The sequence below is a fragment of the Helicobacter sp. T3_23-1056 genome, assembly GCF_053654535.1.
On record NZ_JBSIUU010000006.1, the window covers coordinates 85,777 to 105,335 of the forward strand.

Below are 19,559 nucleotides of genomic sequence, written 5' to 3' on the forward strand. Positions count from 1 at the left end.
GCTTATTATGCGCGTATCGTGCAAATTTTACTTGTATTTGTGTTTGGGTGCATTATCATTTGGATTATCTGGGTCATAGATTTTGTGCGTCTTGCTCGGGCGGATTTTGTCATCTATCTCGCGCATATCAAATGTCTTGCCATCATTACTCAAAGTCAAAATCTGCTTTTTGAAGTCATAAGGATTATTTGCCTCATTGTAGCTACCGCCCGTAGTTTTGGCTAGATTTTGGAGAAACTCTATGTTTGCTTTTTGGGATTTGCGCGAAGCAAATGGCGTGATGGCGAAAATATGGATTTTCACGCGATTATCAGCGTTTGTCTTGGTATTTTTCACAATATTTGCGTTTAGATTTTTTGTCATTGATAGCATTTGCTCCTCTTTGTGCGGGTCATCTAAGCTGCCATTTGTGATTAGGTAAATCTCTTTTTTTAGTCCATTATCTTTGGTAAAATTTTTCATAGCCTCTATCAGCGCGATATTTACTATATTATCTTTAGAGTCTATGCCTTTTGCCCTATATAGCGCACTTGTAAGGCTAGAACCATCATAAAATGTCCCCAAATCCGCTACGCGACTATACGAAAAAGTGATAAGCGAAATCTTGGCAAATCCCCTATCATTACTTGGATTATTTTGGCTATTTTCATCGCTATTTTTTTCGCTATTTTTTTCGCTATTTTCCTTGCCACTCTCGCCTAAAATATGCTTTGAGAGGAATGGCGCGATGTCGATAAGCGCGTCAATGTAGCGCGACATAGATTTATTGACATTTAGGGCTATGGCGATTTCTTTGCGCGGGTGCTTGCTTAGATTTATACCAAAATCGCCGTTTGTGAAGTTGCTAAGTGTAAAACCCTGCTTTTCACAAATGCTTTTTACTTCAAGCGTGCCTTTTATTGCGTTGCTTTTGCCCTGCGTATCGGGCGCGTAAAAATCCACACCTTTTAGCGTGTAAGAGATTTTCCTATCCGCGCTCATATACAGATTTTGCGTGTTATCACTTTGTGTGCTATCAAATATCCCGCCGTGCAAGATTTTGCCATTAAAGGCGATGGCTTTGGATTTTGCGTCTTGGTATTTCGCGCTATCAATCGTGGCGTTATTACTCGCATTTATCACGCCTTTTGGCAATGCTTTTTGCTCGGCGATTTCGCCCCCACTACAATCCACGCCAAAAATCAGCGCGTGCAAAACCTTATCTATGTCGGCATCATTGATTGTGTCCTTATCGATATTTTGCACTTTTTGTGCATAAGCCTCTACAAAACCAAACATAGCACATAAAAGTAAAATTCCCTTAAAATACATATTTTCACGCTCCTCTTTATTTGACATTTTCTAAAAAATTCTAACATATTTGGATTAAGTATTTTTTTAAATTTAGAACAAGTTATGCTACAATTTTTGGAATTCACAAGGAGTGTTAAAGTGCTATGGCTTCGACTCTAAAAATATCATTCCAACATACCAAGACTATTCATTTAAACTCCCTCATATCCCCTGCGACAAAACAAAATTGGCAAAGACTTGGTGTTATGCGCACTTACAATCTAAATAAGAATATAAAAAACCACACACAAATCACAGCACAAAAACTCACCACTCGTGCCAATAAAAAACTCTCTGCTAAAAGCATTATTCCAACCGAGTATTTTTGCAATACAAAAAATATCCCACAAATTAAACGCCAAATTCAACGCATAGTAGAATACATTAGCACAAAAAAATATCCCATTCAAAACGCTATATTCTCACTCGCGCTAAACTTGCTAAAAGCAAAAAATCTACTACATAAACTACATATAAAATCCACGCTACAAGAATATAACTTTACGCATTATGATGACTTGCTAGATTTTGCCTTACCACAAGATGAAGTCGATATTTTGGGGCTTATCTATCAATGTCTTTTATATGAGGGCGAAAAAAATATTATGGGGGCTTACTACACGCCACACGCGATTACAAAGGCAATGACACAAAGCCTAGATTTTAGCAATGGACAGATATTACTAGACCCTGCTTGTGGAAGCGGGGCATTTTTGCTAAGCCTAAAAAATGCAAAACCCACGCAAATTTTTGGCATTGATAATGACCCTATCGCTGTGCTTATCGCTAAAATCAATTTGTTTGTAAAATTTAGCGAGTTAGATTTTAGCCCGCAGATTTATTGCGCGGATTATTTAGAATCTAGCGGGGTTGATAGTTTGTTTGGTAGCGAGATTCACACTATAAATACAATCCAAAAAACACAATTTGATTATATATGCACTAATCCTCCGTGGGGCGTTTGTAAAGCGAACAAAAAATCGTTTGTAAGCGATTATGCAGCGCATATAACTTCAGGCGAGCGATTTTCGCTCTTTTTTGTCAAATCTTACGAAAATCTAAAACCAAATGGCGTTATGAGATTTTTGCTCCCAAAATCAATGCTAAATGTCAAAACACACAAAGATTTGCGCTCTTTTATTTTGGGTAATGGTGCGTTGCAAGAAATTAGGCATTATGCAAATATTTTTAGTGGCGTTAGCACGGAGTTTGTGAGTGTGGAGCATAAAAAACTGCATAAAATTCTAGAATCTAGAGCAAAATCTCACGCCAACATAAACCCCACAACAAAATGTAAAATCATAAAAAATAACCAAATGCTAGAAGTCCCATTATCCGCATTTTACATAAGCCAAAATCTAAATTTTAGCGCGTTATCACACCAAGATATAGCAATCATCAAAAAAGCAAAATCACAGGGCAAATATAGTTTAAGTGCGAGTATATGGGCGTTAGGAATCGTTACGGGGGATAATAAAAACGCCCTGCATAAAGAGCAGATTTTGGGCAGTGAGGCGATTTACACGGGCAAAGAGATTGTGCCATATCGTTTGCAAAAAGCACGGAATTTTATCATTTATGATAGGGCGAAATTTCAGCAGGTGGCAAAAGATGAAGTGTATCGAGTGAGCGAAAAACTTGTGTATAAATTTATCTCAAACAAACTTGTTTTTGCATACAATAATAGCGGGGCGTTGTTTCTAAATAGCGCAAATATCCTTATCCCGCGCATTCCAAATATGTCTATAAAAACCGCACTTGGCTTTTTAAATTCTGAACTTTTTGCGTATTTGCATACAATAATGTTTGGCGAGATAAAGATTTTGCGAGGGAATTTAGAGCAACTCCCTTTTCCACAAATTACGCGCTCCCAAGATAGCAAAATCGCTTCTTTGGTAGGCAAAATCATAGATGGCGACAATGTTTGCGAGGTGGAATTGCAAGCTAAAATCTATGAGATTTTTGGCATCACAGACAGGGAGCAAATCTACATTAAAGGCGTGCTAAATGGAAAAACTTGAGCAAGAATTACAGCATAAAATCATAGCGATGAAACGCACGACAAATGGCGCAATAGATTTTAGCACTACTGCGCTAGATGACTTATATAGCGTGTATCCGTTTAATAAATTTGAGTTTGTCATTAGCCATTTAATCGCAAGTGAGACTATCAACCTTAATGAATATTTAGACATTAGAAATGCTTATTTAGAGCGCAATAAATATTTATATCTTTTTGAAATCACTGCTCCACGAACCTTTGGTGAATCGTGGGCGCAAAGACATTTAAATGAAATTGTGCCAGAATTAGAGCGTCCTACAAACAAACTTGACCCACATTATAATGGGCAGTATGATTTTTGGCTTGCAGATAAAAATTGTAAAAAAGGTGGCATACGAATCGAAGTCAAAGCCTCTCGTGCAGTAAAGCGAAAAAGTGGCGATTCGCTTATCATCAAAGCCTTATCAAGTGATTCGGTTGAAGGCTTTGATATGAATTTTCAGCAGATTAAACCTGCTTGTTGTGATGTGTTTGTGTGGATTGCGGTGTGGAGGGATAAAATCCGCTATTTTGTGCTTTCAAGCGATGAGGTGGCAAGCAATAAATATTATTCGATAGGACAGCATAGAGGCAATGTAGGCGAGGGGCAGTTGTGGCTAAAAGAGAGCAATATCGCAGAATTTAAAATCTATGAAGTAGGAGTGCGCGAGATTTTGAAAAAAATCAAAGAGAGGGGCGGGAAATAAAGCTAGAATGGATATTCATAATCTTGTGCGACTATACCTAAATTTTTAAACCTATGAAACACCGCACTTTTTGAAACTTCAAATTTTGCAGAAACTAAACTAATTGCTTCTTTTGCGCTTGGTCTAGATTTTTTATCAATATACTCAAGTAAAAACTGATTTATGTGCTTAGCTGGCATTAAAAGCTGTGCTGCAAACCTATTGGCTTTAGTCTCTATGCCACCGATTTTGTTACTTCGATAAAGCGTCTCATATCTATCAATAATTGGATTATCCACACTTGGTAAAATGTCATTAACCAAATGTCCTATTTCGTGTGCTAGTGTGAATCTGCGTCTATTTTCGGATTTAATTGGGTTAATCCAAATTTCTGGCTCATTCTTATTATTAACATAAATTTGTCCCTCTGTATCTAGTTTATCAAAATCTAATGTTTCTTTGACAACGATTCTTAATTTATCTGCGATGTCATAAGGATTAAACGGTGGCTCAACCATTTCTAATATTTCCAAAATCTCGCTTGCTGTTTTTCCTTTTATGTATTCAAGTTTCATTTTAGCTCTCCTACCTCATTTTTTTCTTCCTCTTTATTTGTCTTTTCGGCTATATCGTCCATTTTATCTTGTATATGTATATCCACCATTGCTTCAAATTGTTGCTGAAAATCTTTATTTGATAGAATTTTTTGTATAAAATTATCTCGCAAATTGTCATCTTGTGATATTTTTTCTAAAATATTGTTTGTAGTTTCTTTGATAACTTTTACTTGTTCTCTGTTGTAATACATTGTTAGTCCAATGGTTAATATGGCTATTAACACCGCTGCAAAAACTAAAAGTGTATTAGCATAACTAATATACGAGCTGGCTATGGCTATAATATTTGAATCGGCAACGATTGTTTGTTCCACTTTTATGTCCTTTGTCGTAAGTCATCGCACAATAATTTTAATATAACAAAGATAAAATCGCGGTTAATAATTTATAAGGTTTTTACACAATATCCAAAAAACACACATATTTACATTAGTTTTTATCGTATTTGCAATTACCCATTATATGCAACGACCTTATATTCCATCTCATTTTCCTCTACAAATTTTTTCACACCATAATCGATATTTTCGCAACTCGTTACAAACACTCGGCGAATAGTTTTGTTGGCAAACACGCGTTGATTTTTTTTTCGATATAGCTCGTGCAATCCCCTAGAAAAATCCGCAACTGCTCTTGTTTGACTTGCGTGCGTTCCCAATTTTTGCATTGGATTAACACCGCTTCATCGCCCTTGTATGCGACTAAATCGATGCCATTATCACTTTTGCCCTCTTTTAGCCCTTTAAAATACACTTTGTAGCCGTTATTTTGGTATTCTTTGCCGATTTGTCGCTCGTATTTATCGCCTTTTTGCTTGTTTTTAAAATCTCGCTTATTATGCCACTTAAACGCTTTTTTGTAATCGCTACTTTTATATCGTTTATGACGCCTTTTGAGCGGTTTAAAGAAAAATCGCCACGACAAATATCCTATCACTATCAAAAAGACTGATATTTCTAGCATTGTTTTTCCTTATTTGCGTCCGTCTTCTAGGATTTTTGGCTTGCCATTTGAATCAAACTCCACCACGACATAAGGCAAACCTTGCGTATTTAGTTCGCGCATAAAAAAGTCGGGGTTATTTTGCTCCATATTCCAAACTCCCGCGCCCTGTGTCGAATCCACGCCCTGAAATTCCCCGCCTTTTGGCATATCATCATTATTTGCGCCACTTATATTTTTCTCACACCCCACTCCCCATTTGCCCTCACAGATTAGCTTCGCCCCTATCATCGCAGGCACACCTGTGGTGTAGCTAACCCCCTGTGCGCCCACTTCCTCATAGCATTTTTCGTGCTCGCAAATGTTGTAAATATAGATTGTCCGCTCCGCGCCATCTTTTATGCCCTTTATGTAGCAGCCGATATGCGTTTGCCCTTTGGTGCGCGGGGCTAGGCTCGCTGGGTCTGGCAGTAGCGTTTTTAGCACTTCGATTGGAATGATTTTGCCCCCTTTGTGTGCGACTTCATCGATTCTCAAAAGCCCGACATTTTCTAGGCATTTCATATGCGTTAGGTAGGATTCGCCAAATGTCATAAAAAAGCGGATTTTGCGCAAGCCCTTTATGTTGCGGATTAGCGATTCTAGCTCCTCGTGGTAGAGCAAGTAGCTGTTTTTCACGCCCACGCCTAGATAGTCCCACTCTTTCATAAGCGATAATGGCGCAATGTCCCTCCATTGTCCGCCAAAGTAGCTTTGATTTTGCAAATCTTGCGTGTTTGATTCTAATGCAAAATGCTTTTCCTCTCTCTCAAATTTGCGATAAATTTTATCCTCTTGCAAATCGGGGTTTAGCGTGAGATTCGCCTCCAAACTTGTAGAATCTACCCACCCCCTAGCCCCCTCCGCAAGGGAGGGGGGATTTGCCAAATCCACGCCATTTTTCACCCAAAATCTCCCCTTGCTACTCACCTCACGCAAATTGATTTCAGGGTTAAAATTTGTCGCAAACGCGTATCCGTGGTCGCCTGCATTGCAGTCCAAAATATCGATACTATGAATCTCATCAAAATAATGCTTTTGCGCATACGCACAAAAAACATTTGTAACGCCCGGGTCAAAGCCACTCCCCAAAAGCGCGAAAATCCCCGCTTCCTTGTAGCGCGTATCATAAGCCCACTGCTCCTTATACTCAAAGTGCGCGCTATCTGGGTGCTCATAATTTGCCGTGTCTAAATAATGCGTTTTCGTGCGCAAGCACGCCTCCATAATCGCCAAATCTTGATAAGGCAACGCCACATTTACCACAAGTTTTGGGCGATATTTTTCTATCAAAGCCACCACCGATTCCACGCTATTAGCATCTACTTCGTCAATCTCAATCTCGCCAAAGCCTTTTGCGCGGATAGATTCTGCGATTGCCTTACATTTACTCAAAGTGCGCGAAGCAAGCACGATGCGTGAAAATGTGCCTTTTGATTCGTTGTTTTTGTCATTGCGAGAATCTGCGATTTTGTCAAAAGTCGCAGATTCGTGGCAATCCATTTGATTTTTTTGGATTGCTTCGGTCGCTTCGCTCCCTCGCAATGACGGATTATTTTTTACCCGATTCATCGCCATTTTGTGCGCGACTACGCCACCTACGCCACCTGCTCCGATTTGCAATACACACGCCATTTTGGACTCCTTATAAGTAGATTTTCCTAAAAGTTTGCTTTAAATTTTTATAAACGATTTTAGCAAAACTTCTTAAAGCCCTAGCAATGTGCTATCGTGTCAAAATCCGCACCAAAATCCGCTTAAAGTTTTAAGAAATTTTGCAATATTTGCAAGCCATTTGAATGGCTTTTTTCAGGGTGAGGCTGCACGCCTAGCACATTATCTTTTGCGACAATAGAAGGAAACTCCACAGCAAACGCCTTTTTGCCCTCATCTAGCGCGCTATCTTTGCCTGCGCTACTTTTGCCCACGCTATTCTCATCACAAAAATCATAAAATCTCTTGCTAGCCTCTCCATATTTGCACCACGCCAAAACCTCGCTTTTTTTGACATTGCTAGCGTAGTATGAATGCACGAAATAAAGATACGCGCCATTTGGTATATCTGCCAAAAGCGCGTGAGTAGAGCCACCACTTTTTGCGACATTAGCGCAGACATCAGCATAAGAGAGGCTTTCTAAATCCTCTTCATAAGAGCAAGAAAAAAAATTTTGATTCCACCCTATGTGAGGGACGCGCAAAGACTCTCCAAACCTCACTATCTCGCCACTCAAAAGCCCTAGCCCGCTATGCTCGCCAAACTCATAGCTTTTGTCAAACAATAACTGCATACCTAGACAAATCCCAAGCAGATATTTCCCACTGCGTGCAAAATCCACTATCGCGCTATCAAAGCCACTTTTTTTCACTAGCTCTGCCACATCGCCAAACGCCCCCACACCGGGTAAAATCACTTTGTCATATTCGCGCAATTTGTGCGGATTAGATTCTAGCTTGATACTTGCACCAAGATATGCAAACGCATTTTTGACACTGCCAAGATTCCCCGCACCATAGTCGATAAGGGCGATTTTTTGTGTTTTCATTTCTGTTAAGATTTTGCTACATAAAAGTTTTGGCTAGATTTTGCCTTAGCGTATTTAGGAAATCTAGCCCACGACTTTCGCACACCGCGCACATAGCCCGCCACTAGATTTTGCCATATATCGCCAGCACCGCTCGCATTTGCACTCCGCGCTTTTGTGTATGGTATAAGTCTTGCCATCTATTTCTAGCGAAGCGATTTTTTCTCCCTTTGTTTGACTCTCACTTATTATTAGCCATTTTGCCACTTCTTTGAAATCTCCAAATTCCCCCTCCACACACAGCTCAAGCCCAGATTTTACTACGCCATCTTTTTTTAGCCCATCAAGGATTTCATTAAACTTATTACGCAATTCAAGCAATGGCGCAAAATCCACCTCCCCTTTCTTTTTGTCAAAAGCCTTATCATAAGCCATCAAAGGTTTTAGACTAAACACATCATCTACCCCCAAAATCTTAGGCGCGTAAGATAATGCCTCATCTATCGTGTAAGTAAGAATAGGTGCTAATATATGACATAAATGACTCAAAATCACTGCCATCACGCTCTGACTAGCCCTGCGCTCTTTGCTATTTTTCTCATCACAATACAAACTATCTTTGCACAAATCTAAGTAGATTCCGCTTAGCTCATTGCTAATAAAAAATGACAAAATCTGCATAGCAGCGATAAAATCATACTCCCTAAAATGCGCCCTAACCTCGCTAAATGTGCTAAAAGCCCTGCTTAAAATAAATCTATCTACTTGCCCCAAATCCCCCTCATCGCTAAGAGAATCCAAATCATTTACATTTGCCATAAGAAACCGAATCGTATTGCGGATTTTTTTATACTGCTCGCTTACTTGTTTTAGTATGTCAGGGGAAATCTTTTGGTCATTTTGATAATCGCTTAATGCCGCCCAAAGCCGCAAAATCTCGCTTCCATATTGTTTTAGCACCTCTTGAGGAAGCACCACATTGCCTAGCGATTTGCTCATCTTGCGCCCTTGTGCGTCCATCGTAAATCCGTGTGTAAGCACGGCTTTATACGGCGCATATCCATTTAGCGCGCAACTTAGCAAAAGAGAGCTTTGAAACCACCCTCTATGCTGGTCGCTCCCCTCCAAATACATATCGCTAGGGTATTCCCCCGCATTATAGATTCCGCTTTTTAGCACGGCATTCCAAGTGCTACCGCTATCAAACCACACATCTAGTATATGCTCGCATTTTTCGTATTTGTGTGCGTTTGCTTTGTGGCTAGGTGGGAGTAGCTCTTCTATCTCGCGCTCCCACCACGCATCACAGCCCTCTTTTTCAAAGATTTGCGCGATAGATTCTAGCACTGCGCTATCAAGCAGTGGCTCTCCGCTCTCTTTGTCGATAAAAAACGCGATAGGCACGCCCCAATCCCTTTGCCTAGAGATACACCAATCAGGGCGATTTTCTATCATCGCTTTTATGCGATTGCGCCCGCTCTGTGGGTAAAATTTTGTCTTGCTTATCGCATCTAGCGCGACTTCTCGCAAAGACTTGCCATTTAAAAATGGCTTATCCATCAAAATAAACCATTGCTTTGTCGCCCGATATATCACAGGCTCGTGCGTGCGCCAACAATGCGGATATGAGTGGATAAATTTAGAACTAGAGATTAGATTTTCCCCTAGCAAAGATAGTAGCTTCTCATTTGCCTTAAAAATATGCAACCCCACAAAATCCCCCACCACCTCGCTAGGCAAAAGCCCAAACTCACGCAAAGACTCATCATAGCAACCCCTATCATCTACAGGCATTAAAATCTGCGTGGGATTGTATGGTATTAGCGCGGATTCTCCCGCGTATCTTAGCCACAAAAAGTAGTCATCTTCTCCGTGCCCCGGCGCAGTATGCACTAGCCCACTTCCTCCCTCCATAAGCACATGCCCCCCTAGCAAAAGCACAGATTTTCGCTTATTTAGCGGGTTTATCGCTTCGCAGTATTCAAGCTCTTTTGCAGGGATTTCACGCAAAATCTCCCCGCTTGTCAAGCCATTTTGCATAAGCGATTCTAGCAAAGGCTTTGCCAAGATAAAGCCCTCTTTTGTGATGACATAGATTTCATTTGGATTTAGCGCGATTGCTTGATTTGCCACAAGCGTCCAAGGCGTAGTAGTCCATATCACCGCTTTTATCTCGCCTTTTTGCCCGTTTTTAGATTCTATGCTAGATTCTAGCGATTCTAAGCCTAGCTTGCGTTTAGACTCTTGCGTGAGGGCAAATCCTACAAAAATGCTAAAATCCTCTTTATCCTTATACTCCACCTCCGCTTCTGCTAGCGCGCTTCTAGCAGCCCAGCTCCAAAATATCGGCTTAGAGCGGGTGGAGAGTAGCCCCTTTTTTGCCACCTCACAAAGCGTGCGATAGATATTTGCCTCAAATGCAAAATCCATCGTCTTATATGGATTTTCAAAATCCCCGATAACGCCCATTTGCTGAAATTCACTTGATTGAATCGCTAAGTATTTAGCGGCGTGGGCGCGACAGAGTTCGCGGATTTTGGATTTTGGCAAGTTATCTTTTTTTGCCCTTCCTTGCTCATCTTTGCCTAGCGATTTTTCTACTTGCTGCTCGATAGGCAGTCCGTGGCAGTCCCAGCCCGGCGTGTAGCGCACACTTTGCCCATCAAAAAAATGCGTCTTTATGACAATGTCTTTTAAGATTTTATTTAGGGCGTGTCCTATGTGGAGATTGCCATTTGCATAAGGTGGTCCATCGTGCAGAGTAAAGGGCTTTTGGGCAGGATTTGCATTGTGAGACATTTTTTTGTAAGCGGTGGAGTTTTTTTGCCATTTTTCATAGATTTTTGGCTCATTTTGTGGGAGATTTCCCCGCATAGGAAAATCACTCTTTGGAAGCAATAAAGTGTCTTTATAATCCATTTTTGTCCTTTTTGCGCGCTTTTTGCGTAAAGTCGTTTTTGTTAAAACCCCTACTTGCGTTGCGAAAATCAAAACGATATTGTAGCCAAAAAATGCCTTTTTTAGCCCGCATAAAAATAGCAAAATCAAAAATAGCAAATCGTATTTTGCTCCATTTTTGCCAGCATAATCAATCTATATGCTTTGTAAGATTTTTTTAAAAAATTTAAAAATTGCTTTAAAGTTAAGCAAATTTTAAAAAGGGGGGGGGTAAAATAATGCCTCTAATTTCACAAAAAAGGATACAAAATGGCAAACAAACATTTAGTAGCATTAGGCATTGGGTTATGTTTTAGCGCGAGCGCGTTTGCAGAAAAAAGTGGCGGATTTGTAGGCATAGAGCTGGCTAATATAGGCGTAGCAACCCTAAAAACAAAAGATTTGCAATCAAAGCCTAAAGAGGAAAGCAGAGTTAGCGTTGGGTATGATTGGGGGGTTGTCTTTGGATATAAGCAGTTTTTCAATGACTATGTTGGATTGCGATATTATGCTAGATTGGGCAGTGCATATTTTAGCCTTAGCGATGATAAACAATCGTGGGTAGAGCCATTTATCTACAATGCAAATATCGATTTTCTTGGGAATTTTATCGCTAAGGAAAATGTAGATTTTGGTGGATTTGTGGGAGTTGGGATTGGAGGGATTAGCTACAGTAGCAAACCTATCACTATCGGCACAGACACAATCAATGTGCATTTCACAGAAGCTACTTCATTTAATGTGGCGTTAAATATTGGTTTGCGTGTAAATTTTGCCACAATCCATACCATAGAGATTGTAGAGACTCTGCGACTAGAATCAACTACACTTTTTGGCACAACGCTAAAACCTAGCAATGGAAGTGCTAGTATTTATTATCCATATACCACAGCTATCCGCTACACGATGAGTTTTTAGAGTTTTTTTGTTTGAAACTTTTGAAATTTGTTTGAAGTTTTTGAAGTCTTTTCAAGTCTTTTGATAGATTCTATCATTGTTAATCGCTTAGCACGCGCCGTATTTATAATACGCTGCGCAAGCCCCTTCAGAGCTTACCATACAGCTACCTAGCGGGTGGCTTGGCACGCAAGATTTGCCAAACACTTTGCAATCTAGCGGTTTTGCCACTCCGCGCAATATATCCCCACAGCGACAGGCTTTATTATCCGCTATGGGGGTAAAATCTAGCACGCTTTCAAACTCCCTTAATGCGTCATACGCGCTATATTTATCACGCAATTTTAAGCTAGAATGTGCCACTTCCCCTAGCCCACGCCATTCAAAGCTAGGGGCGATTTCAAAATATGTTTCTACTAATTCTTGGGCTTTTAGATTGCCCTGCATATTGACTGCGCGAGTGTATTGGACTTCTAGTCTTGCTTTGCCACCTTTTTGCAACTCTATGGCTTGGGTGGCTAGCATAGCGATACTTTGCATCATATCCACAGGCTCAAACCCACTCACAACGATTGGGATTTGATATTTTTCTAGCAATGGCGCATAGATTTTCGCCCCCGTGATGACGCTCACATGGGAGGGCGCGATAAGCGCGTTTATCGCGCAATCTTTGGAATCTAATATCGCCTCTAGCGGTGGTGGGACTAAAATATGGTTGATATGAAAAAATAGATTTTGGCATTTTGCCTCTATGGTGCGTGCTAATAATGCCGCGCTCATAGGCGTAGTCGTCTCAAACCCTATGGCAAAAAATACGACTTTTTTGCTTGGATTTTCTAGCGCGATTTGGAGGGCTTGGGCTGGGGAGTAGAGGAAGCGCACATCAGCCCCTTTTGCGCGTGCGTCTTGGAGTGAGCCATTGCTCCCCGGGACTTTTAGCATATCGCCTAAGGTTAGCAAAATCACATTTGGCTGCATAGCGATGGTGTAGGCTTGGTTTATGCGGGATTTTGGCATCACGCACACAGGACAGCCCGGTCCGTGTATGCACTCGATATTTTTAGGCAAAAGCCCCTTTAGCCCATATCGCATAAGCGTGTGAGTATGCCCCCCGCACACTTCCATCATTTTTAGCGGTGTTTTTAGCTCTTTTGCCTTTTCGCAGATTTGCTTAGCTAGAGCTAGGATTGTCTCTCTTTGGCGAAATCCATCTAGCAAAAGCGCGGTGCTTAAGTCTTTGTTAGCTTTTTTGTTTGCTATGGGGCTAGAATCGTTGTGTGGCATTTGTATTTGCTTTTATAAATTGTAGTGGCATTATGGCTTAAAGTTTGCAGGCAATGCGTTATACGAAGTCTCAACCACACTAAAATCAGGCTTTTCGCCCTCATATTTTGCAATATCGCTTTCACCTAATGGCGTCCAAACAAGCGTCTCACCTAGCCAACCATTTTTATCTAGGCTAGCGCGGAGGGTTAGATTTCCGCTAGATTCTATGGTGATTTTTAGGTGGTAAGTCTTGCCATCATCATAGTTATACACTTCGCCACCCTCATAGACGCATTTGTCATTATCCACCTTTGAAAGCCCATAGACAAATACCGCTCCTTTATCCACGCGCTCTCTTAGTTTAGGATTTGGGTTTTTTATGTCTTTTTTGGGTCCGCTACCATCGACATTTGCATAGCCATAGGCATAGATTTTGGTTTTGGCTTGGCTACCTTTGGTAAAAAACTCCACGATACTTTGTCGCCCGCTTTTGCCTATGTGGGTTTTGTAATGCTTAGATTTTACCCCTAGTGAGCATTCTTTTGCTAGGGCTATGCTAGGCAAATACGCACACAAAAACACGCTAGATAAAATCCATAACGCATTTTTGCCCATTTTTTTGCCTATCATTTTTGTTTCTGCATTTTTTTTGCTCGTATGATTTTGTGTATGATTTTGGATTTGTTTCATTTGCGCTCCTTTAGTGTGTGGCTTGTGCTTTGCGCTGTGTTGTATGCTTCATCTATATACTCTTCCTCATCGTCCATATTTTCTATGATTTGTTCGTATAGCTTTATAGATTCTAGGGCAGAATCCGTATCGATTTTGCTCATCACATAGCCGATATGTAGCAACACATATTCGCCGATTTTGACTTCCTCTTGCATCAAATCTAGGCTTGCCTCTCTGCTAACGCCTAGCGTTTCTATCGTGGCGGTATTGCTAGCTTTGTCTATGGCGATGACTTTTGAGGGGATAGCTAGGCACATTTGCACTCCTTTTGATTGGGCTTTGATTTTGGGCTTAGTGTGGTTTTGGTGTTGGTTAATGTTGGCTTAGTGTTGTGCTTTGATTTTAGGCTTTATTTTAGGATTCCAATTAGGATTCTACAAAATCAAAAAATATCAAAAAATCGAAAATCCCTAAAAATCCAAATTCTCTAAAATCTATGTTTAGAATGATACCCTCTCATTTTACAATCAACAATAAATTCGCGCACTTTTTGGATAGATTCTGCATTGCGCTTGCTTACAAGAAATATCGGCACGCCTTTTTTTAGCCGTGATAAATCGCTCCGCACCCGCTCCAAATCAAAGCTAAAATGCTCCAATAAATCGATTTTAGAGATGATAATCGCATCTGCACATAAAAACATCGTGGGGTATTTTAGCACCTTGTCATCGCCCTCTGGCGTGGATAAAAGCACGATATTTATATCCGCTCCTAGATTATAGCTAGCTGGGCAGACAAGATTCCCCACATTTTCGATAAAAAGATATTCGATATTTTCTAAGGCATTGCTAGATTTTAGGCTATTATACGCGCCCTCTATCATAGTGGCATCTAGGTGGCACGCCTCTCCTGTTAGGATTTGATAGGCTTGCACGCCTTTGGCTTGAAGCCTTTTGGCATCGCGATTTGTCTGCAAATCCCCCTCTATGACGGCGAAGCGAAAATCTTGCTCAAAATCAAAGCTAGATTTTACATTGTCTGCATTGTTGTCTAAATCTGCAAGGGATTCTAACAATGTCGTCTTGCCACTGCCTGCCGAACTCATAAGGTTTATCACATATAGCCCATCTTGTGCGTATCGCTCTTTCATTTGGAGGGCTTTTTTGTCATTGTTGCTTAGCACTTTTTTGACTATCTCTACGGACTTGGGGGTTAGATTTGGATTTTGTGTGAATCTCATTGTGGATTTTCCTTTTTTAAATAGTGTCTTGGGCGGTTAGAATGCCAAAAATAAAATCTATGGCATTTTTTAAAACATTGCTTTTTTTTGCAAATCTTAGCCTTTTTGTAGCGAAATTAAACGATTTTTAGCGCGACTGCAAAAAAGGCAAAATCTATGCGACACCTGCATTTCATACAATGCCAAAAAATGCCAAAAAAAAATAGATTTTGCTACAAAAACATCTTTAGAGGATAGTTTTCTTTGCTTGCCTTTTTTAGCTCCATATACGCCACCACCCCTCTCATATCCTCGCTATTTCGGCTAGATTGTATCTCACGCGTAGCCCTATCTATCATTTCTAGCTCTAGCAGGACAAACACAAACGCCTTATGTAGCCGCTCACTCTTATCGCTCAAATCGCTAAAAACCCGTAGCCATTTATCAGGGCTTAGCCCGCTATGCGTGGCTTTTGCTAGCTCCAAATAATCATCGCTATCAAACCCCACCCCATCGCCTAGCGCGATGATTTGGCTAGAATCTAGCGGGCAAGATTCTAGCATTAAGCAAGTTTGCAAGGCATTGTGAAGAGATGGTTTGTCTAAATAATCTTGCACTTCAAGGGCTTTTTTTATCTCTTTTGGCACGCCACCCTCGCAGATGACTTTGAGCGCAAATCGCCTAGCTAGCGTGGGTTTATGCGGGTCTTTTATGACTTCAAGCGCGTTTTTGGCGGATTTTAGCGCGTAGTTTTGCCAATTTTTAATCACAAATGGAGAATCCACCGACAAACGATATTTGTGTATTTCCTCATACTTGCCATTTTTTATGCTAATAAATCGCGCAAAAAGCTTATCTATGCGTGAGTTGCCACATTCACTAGAATCCAAATTTGGCACTAAATCAAAGCGCGAAATAATGAGTGAGAGCGTGCGAAGATGAGGGTTTTTTATCGTATTTGGCGATGGCTTAGCGTATTTGCTAGAAAATCTATCGATAAACTTAGAAACAAAATTTGGGGTAACATTTATCGCATTTGCCACCAAAGAGGCAGTATCTAGCAGTTGATTTTGTAGCTTATTTTGATGAGGATTTTGGCTTAGCTTTGGTAATGTCGTTTTTAGATTTTGGTTTTTGGCATTTGTGCTATGCGTGCTAGAAATGCGTTCGTTTTGCGTAGCCGTTGTATCATTTGCCAAAACTACCTCTTGCAAATCTTGCAAAGATAGCGTTTTTGGCTCATTTTGCGTAGCTTGGTATAAAACTTGGGAAATGAGAGAATCCAAATCCTCATAGTTATTTCTACGAATGATAAGTGAGCGCACCCAGCTATACGCAAAAAATAGCGAACTACAAACAAAAAACACAGCCAAAATCAGCACTATCCACATAGCAAAAGGCAGGCTAATCCCAAATGCGCTATGCTCCTCCCCACCCATACTCATATATGCCGTGATATACACCGCTATGATAAAAAACAACGAAAACAACGCGTAGTATTTATATTTCAACTTCACTCCTTGATTTTGACTTTATCTTTTAGGCTTACAAATTTTGACTTTTTAAGTTTTTTGACTTTTGGCATTCATTTTTGTCGCCATTTTTTGTCGCTCATTTGCACGATAGATTTTATCCTGCCCTATTCACTCCCTACTCGCTTGTTTGTTCGCTAGATTTTAGCTCGCTTGCTTTTTGGGATTTTTCATACACCTCACGACAATCGATACAATACCGCGCGTGTGGCTTTGCCCTAAGCCTATCTGTGCCTATCTCATCATCACACATTTCACAAATCCCATAAGTCCCATCCACAATCTTTTGCAACGAATTTTCAACCTCTTGCAATTCTAAAGCATATTTTTCAATGATTAAACAATCAAGCTGTCCTTGAATATGCGCCACTGCCAAATCGCTACTATCTTTTAGCGCGCTTGAATGCAAATCTTTGATATTTCCATTGCGAGAATGCAAAATCTCTAACAAACTTTTATGCCTACTTTGCAATACTTCTCTAAATTCCCTAATGTCCTTAGGTGCTGGCATTGTTGCTCCTTATTTGTGGTATGGGTGGTGGTGGATAATGCTAAGAGCGCGGTAAATCTGCTCTAGCAAGACAAGTCGGACGATTTTGTGCGAGAAAGTCAAATCACTTAGGCTTATAGCCGTAGTCTTTGAGAGAAACTCATCATCAAATCCATAAGCCCCTGCGATAAAAAAACTTAAACCTCCTTTTTGGGTTTGATTTTGTGTGCCCTGCTCGATAAGTTTAGCAAACTTGATACTATCTAGCTTTATGCCTAGCGGGTGAAGCGCGATAGAATTTAGCTTGGTATCCACAAGCGGGGCTAGGGCTTTTGTGTAGGCGGATTTGACTTGTGAAAAACTTTTATTGCTATGTAGATTTTGGGCTTTTTGTAGCTGTTTGTTATCCCACGATTTTTTGTTGTGTTTGTAGGCGTTTTTTTGGGCATTGTCTATGTCGGTATTAAAGATAGATTCTACGCATATATCAGCATTAAAACTCTTGCATAGTTTTTGGTAATGCCACTCTAGCGGAGTCATAGGCATAGACTTAGATATGGTGTAAAGCGATATTTTCATAGCCATAAGGATTTAGATAGAGACTTAAATCTTTGAGGGTTTTTTTTAGCTCACCCCTTGCCACCACCATATCGATAAGCCCGTGCTCTAGCAAAAATTCCGCCGTTTGAAATCCCTCTGGCAAATCCGCACCAATCGTTTGCTTTATAACCCTAGCCCCTGCAAATCCTATCATAGCCCCGGGCTCTGCTATGATAATATCCCCCAAAAACGCAAAACTAGCACTAACCCCGCCAAATGTCGGGTCTGTAAGCACGGAAAAAAACGGCAATGAATGCTCATTTAAGCGATTTAGCGCGGCAGAGGTTTTTGCCATTTGCATAAGCGAATAAGTGGATTCTTGCATTCTTGCCCCACCGCTTGTAGAAACGATAAGCAAAGAATGCTTTTTCTCACACGCCCTATTGATAGCGCGGACGATTTTTTCCCCCTCTACCGAGCCTAGAGAGCCCCCCATAAACGCAAAATCAAATACCACGATTTGAAAAGGCACTTTTTCTATAAGCCCCTCTCCTGCGATGACAGAGCTAGGACGCCCTGTTTTTTGGGTGTATTTTTTTACCCGCGCTTTATAGCTCTCTTTATCCACAAAATTAAGCGGGTCAATGGGAGCTAGCCCCTTATCATATTCGATAAAACTATCGCTATCACAAAGCAGGGCGATTCTCTCATTTGCAGAGATTCTAAAATGATGATTGCATTTGGGGCAGACTTGCCCGTGCTCATAGACTTCTTTATAATACATTAGCGAGCCACATTTATCGCACTTCACCCAATGGCTTGAAGTGTCTTTGCTACTTCGCTCTTCATCGCGTTTGAGGTTTTTTAGAAAATCTACAAAACCCATTGCTATCTCCTTAAATTCTTGCGTTTTTATGGTTGTTATTTATTTTTTGCAAAATCTTAAATCTAGTCAAAATCCTACCCCAAAATCCTGTGTCAAAATCTTCATCACAAAATTTTGGCAAATCACAAACGCCTATTCCAAAATCGCATTTGAAACTATATCAAAAACTTCTTTATACTTGCTAACGAGCAAAAAGAATGAGCCGTTTTTATCCACTATCTCTTTTGTATGCAAATCCCGAGCCAAAAACTGCCCAGCCATAGCATCATATCGCCTGCTTTTCCCCCCTAGCAACAAAAATCTAGCCTCTAAAGCATACACCCACGATAGCGCACCAGCACCCAAAGAGCGAAATTTGATATGGTGCGTATGTAGTCTTGCTACGATACTAGGATTGCAATAAGCCCGCTCAAAGATTCCACATTTTGGAGGTTGGCTAAAATCCTCACTTGCTAGATTTTGGCACAAAATCTCATCTCTAAAAAAATTTATTTTTTTTGGGCTAGCAGATTTCCCACGCTTCAAACTATCATAAAACACATCGCCACTGCAAAAATTGATAATACACGCTTCTTTTACCGCGCCATTTTCATCGCACAATGCCAAACTAGCACCATAATATGGGATATTTGATTTGTAGTTATCACTGCCATCAAGCGGGTCTAGCACGATAATATCGCTAGATTTCCCAGCGCATTTGATAAACCCACTCTCTTCAGAATCTATACTCCCAATCGCTAGCAACTCTTTGCCAAACTCCCCCTCACATAGCAAATCCGCACCAATGCTTATATCCCCTCCAGCCCCTCTACTATGTCGCACAAACATTTCTTGCCCTCTTTTTGCAAGGATTGGGGCGAGTCGCACACCCGCATTGACACAACCACGCAAAAATTCACTTTGTGCTAGCAAGCTAGAATATGTCATTTTACTTCCTTATA

Annotated in this window: 19 protein-coding genes; 3 read left to right on the forward strand and 16 right to left on the reverse strand. The window is 40.6% G+C overall.

Translation table 11 applies throughout. The annotated features are described in order from the left end of the window. Positions 1 to 27 precede the first annotated feature (27 nt). Complete coding sequence (locus tag ACWIUO_RS04545; RefSeq protein ID WP_454176738.1) at positions 28 to 1,338, reverse strand: hypothetical protein; 1,311 nt, start codon at positions 1,336 to 1,338, stop codon at positions 28 to 30. A 98-nt stretch (positions 1,339 to 1,436) separates the two neighbouring features. Here ACWIUO_RS04545 and ACWIUO_RS04550 point away from each other — a divergent pair, with 98 nt between their 5' ends. Beyond that, the gene (locus tag ACWIUO_RS04550) at positions 1,437 to 3,353 is read left to right on the forward strand and encodes an N-6 DNA methylase (protein ID WP_454176739.1); all 1,917 of its coding nucleotides are present in this window, start codon (positions 1,437 to 1,439) and stop codon (positions 3,351 to 3,353) included. After that, positions 3,340 to 4,080, forward strand: a complete 741-nt coding sequence (locus ACWIUO_RS04555) for a hypothetical protein (protein ID WP_454176740.1) — start codon at positions 3,340 to 3,342, stop codon at positions 4,078 to 4,080. Before ACWIUO_RS04550 ends, ACWIUO_RS04555 begins: the two co-directional genes overlap by 14 nt. A gap of 2 nt (positions 4,081 to 4,082) precedes the next feature. Here ACWIUO_RS04555 and ACWIUO_RS04560 read toward each other — a convergent pair whose 3' ends face one another. The 6 genes from ACWIUO_RS04560 to ileS form a co-directional block, all read right to left on the reverse strand. Beyond that, positions 4,083 to 4,634 (reverse strand): ImmA/IrrE family metallo-endopeptidase, encoded by a 552-nt coding sequence (locus ACWIUO_RS04560; protein WP_454176741.1) that lies wholly within the window; start codon positions 4,632 to 4,634, stop codon positions 4,083 to 4,085. Further along, complete coding sequence (locus ACWIUO_RS04565; RefSeq protein WP_454176742.1) at positions 4,631 to 4,990, reverse strand: hypothetical protein; 360 nt, start codon at positions 4,988 to 4,990, stop codon at positions 4,631 to 4,633. The genes ACWIUO_RS04560 and ACWIUO_RS04565 overlap by 4 nt, the downstream gene beginning before the upstream one ends. A gap of 223 nt (positions 4,991 to 5,213) precedes the next feature. Further along, positions 5,214 to 5,639: a restriction endonuclease gene (locus tag ACWIUO_RS04570; protein WP_454176743.1), complete on the reverse strand. Its 426-nt coding sequence runs from the start codon at positions 5,637 to 5,639 to the stop codon at positions 5,214 to 5,216. A 9-nt stretch (positions 5,640 to 5,648) separates the two neighbouring features. After that, complete coding sequence (locus ACWIUO_RS04575) at positions 5,649 to 7,292, reverse strand: saccharopine dehydrogenase family protein (RefSeq protein ID WP_454176744.1); 1,644 nt, start codon at positions 7,290 to 7,292, stop codon at positions 5,649 to 5,651. Between the two features lie 122 nt (positions 7,293 to 7,414). Continuing rightward, on the reverse strand, positions 7,415 to 8,200 hold the full coding sequence (gene hisH, locus ACWIUO_RS04580; RefSeq protein WP_454176745.1) for an imidazole glycerol phosphate synthase subunit HisH: 786 nt from the start codon (positions 8,198 to 8,200) through the stop codon (positions 7,415 to 7,417). Positions 8,201 to 8,263: 63 nt separating this feature from the next. Then, positions 8,264 to 11,098: an isoleucine--tRNA ligase gene (gene ileS / locus ACWIUO_RS04585; RefSeq protein ID WP_454176746.1), complete on the reverse strand. Its 2,835-nt coding sequence runs from the start codon at positions 11,096 to 11,098 to the stop codon at positions 8,264 to 8,266. 288 nt (positions 11,099 to 11,386) lie between these two features. Between ileS and ACWIUO_RS04590 the strand changes: the two genes are divergently transcribed. Then, entirely contained in the window at positions 11,387 to 12,034 is a 648-nt protein-coding gene (locus tag ACWIUO_RS04590) for an outer membrane beta-barrel protein (RefSeq protein WP_454176747.1), read from the forward strand. Between the two features lie 87 nt (positions 12,035 to 12,121). Here ACWIUO_RS04590 and hypD read toward each other — a convergent pair whose 3' ends face one another. From hypD to ACWIUO_RS04635, 9 genes are all read right to left on the reverse strand, one after another. Next, positions 12,122 to 13,297 (reverse strand): hydrogenase formation protein HypD, encoded by a 1,176-nt coding sequence (hypD, locus tag ACWIUO_RS04595; RefSeq protein ID WP_454176748.1) that lies wholly within the window; start codon positions 13,295 to 13,297, stop codon positions 12,122 to 12,124. A 30-nt stretch (positions 13,298 to 13,327) separates the two neighbouring features. Continuing rightward, positions 13,328 to 13,969 (reverse strand): DUF2147 domain-containing protein, encoded by a 642-nt coding sequence (locus tag ACWIUO_RS04600; protein ID WP_454176749.1) that lies wholly within the window; start codon positions 13,967 to 13,969, stop codon positions 13,328 to 13,330. Then, positions 13,966 to 14,268: a HypC/HybG/HupF family hydrogenase formation chaperone gene (locus tag ACWIUO_RS04605; RefSeq protein WP_454176750.1), complete on the reverse strand. Its 303-nt coding sequence runs from the start codon at positions 14,266 to 14,268 to the stop codon at positions 13,966 to 13,968. The genes ACWIUO_RS04600 and ACWIUO_RS04605 overlap by 4 nt, the downstream gene beginning before the upstream one ends. A gap of 170 nt (positions 14,269 to 14,438) precedes the next feature. Further along, positions 14,439 to 15,191 carry a hydrogenase nickel incorporation protein HypB gene (gene hypB / locus ACWIUO_RS04610; RefSeq protein ID WP_454176751.1) on the reverse strand — a complete coding sequence of 251 codons (753 nt, stop codon included), beginning with the start codon at positions 15,189 to 15,191 and terminating at the stop codon, positions 14,439 to 14,441. Between the two features lie 212 nt (positions 15,192 to 15,403). Next, complete coding sequence (locus ACWIUO_RS04615; protein WP_454176752.1) at positions 15,404 to 16,681, reverse strand: hypothetical protein; 1,278 nt, start codon at positions 16,679 to 16,681, stop codon at positions 15,404 to 15,406. A 139-nt stretch (positions 16,682 to 16,820) separates the two neighbouring features. Continuing rightward, entirely contained in the window at positions 16,821 to 17,213 is a 393-nt protein-coding gene (gene dksA, locus ACWIUO_RS04620) for an RNA polymerase-binding protein DksA (protein ID WP_454176753.1), read from the reverse strand. Positions 17,214 to 17,222: 9 nt separating this feature from the next. Beyond that, positions 17,223 to 17,771: a 23S rRNA (pseudouridine(1915)-N(3))-methyltransferase RlmH gene (locus tag ACWIUO_RS04625; protein WP_454176754.1), complete on the reverse strand. Its 549-nt coding sequence runs from the start codon at positions 17,769 to 17,771 to the stop codon at positions 17,223 to 17,225. Further along, the gene (accD, locus tag ACWIUO_RS04630; RefSeq protein WP_454176755.1) at positions 17,743 to 18,618 is read right to left on the reverse strand and encodes an acetyl-CoA carboxylase, carboxyltransferase subunit beta; all 876 of its coding nucleotides are present in this window, start codon (positions 18,616 to 18,618) and stop codon (positions 17,743 to 17,745) included. Before accD ends, ACWIUO_RS04625 begins: the two co-directional genes overlap by 29 nt. 132 nt (positions 18,619 to 18,750) lie before the next feature. Further along, positions 18,751 to 19,545, reverse strand: coding sequence for an inositol monophosphatase family protein (locus ACWIUO_RS04635; RefSeq protein WP_454176756.1), 795 nt, complete (start codon positions 19,543 to 19,545; stop codon positions 18,751 to 18,753). Between the last annotated feature and the right edge of the window lie 14 nt (positions 19,546 to 19,559).

Excerpts from the sequence above, each read along its gene's own strand:
- ACWIUO_RS04545 (WP_454176738.1), bottom strand. The coding sequence starts at position 1,338 with ATGTCAAATAAAGAGGAGCGTGAAAATATGTATTTTAAGGGAATTTTA.
- ACWIUO_RS04550 (WP_454176739.1), top strand. The coding sequence starts at position 1,437 with ATGGCTTCGACTCTAAAAATATCATTCCAACATACCAAGACTATTCAT.
- ACWIUO_RS04555 (WP_454176740.1), top strand. The coding sequence starts at position 3,340 with ATGGAAAAACTTGAGCAAGAATTACAGCATAAAATCATAGCGATGAAA.
- ACWIUO_RS04560 (WP_454176741.1), bottom strand. The coding sequence starts at position 4,634 with ATGAAACTTGAATACATAAAAGGAAAAACAGCAAGCGAGATTTTGGAA.
- ACWIUO_RS04570 (WP_454176743.1), bottom strand. The coding sequence starts at position 5,639 with ATGCTAGAAATATCAGTCTTTTTGATAGTGATAGGATATTTGTCGTGG.
- ACWIUO_RS04575 (WP_454176744.1), bottom strand. The coding sequence starts at position 7,292 with ATGGCGTGTGTATTGCAAATCGGAGCAGGTGGCGTAGGTGGCGTAGTC.
- hisH (WP_454176745.1), bottom strand. The coding sequence starts at position 8,200 with ATGAAAACACAAAAAATCGCCCTTATCGACTATGGTGCGGGGAATCTT.
- ileS (WP_454176746.1), bottom strand. The coding sequence starts at position 11,098 with ATGGATTATAAAGACACTTTATTGCTTCCAAAGAGTGATTTTCCTATG.
- ACWIUO_RS04590 (WP_454176747.1), top strand. The coding sequence starts at position 11,387 with ATGGCAAACAAACATTTAGTAGCATTAGGCATTGGGTTATGTTTTAGC.
- hypD (WP_454176748.1), bottom strand. The coding sequence starts at position 13,297 with ATGCCACACAACGATTCTAGCCCCATAGCAAACAAAAAAGCTAACAAA.
- ACWIUO_RS04600 (WP_454176749.1), bottom strand. The coding sequence starts at position 13,969 with ATGAAACAAATCCAAAATCATACACAAAATCATACGAGCAAAAAAAAT.
- ACWIUO_RS04605 (WP_454176750.1), bottom strand. The coding sequence starts at position 14,268 with ATGTGCCTAGCTATCCCCTCAAAAGTCATCGCCATAGACAAAGCTAGC.
- hypB (WP_454176751.1), bottom strand. The coding sequence starts at position 15,191 with ATGAGATTCACACAAAATCCAAATCTAACCCCCAAGTCCGTAGAGATA.
- dksA (WP_454176753.1), bottom strand. The coding sequence starts at position 17,213 with ATGCCAGCACCTAAGGACATTAGGGAATTTAGAGAAGTATTGCAAAGT.
- ACWIUO_RS04625 (WP_454176754.1), bottom strand. The coding sequence starts at position 17,771 with ATGAAAATATCGCTTTACACCATATCTAAGTCTATGCCTATGACTCCG.
- accD (WP_454176755.1), bottom strand. The coding sequence starts at position 18,618 with ATGGGTTTTGTAGATTTTCTAAAAAACCTCAAACGCGATGAAGAGCGA.
- ACWIUO_RS04635 (WP_454176756.1), bottom strand. The coding sequence starts at position 19,545 with ATGACATATTCTAGCTTGCTAGCACAAAGTGAATTTTTGCGTGGTTGT.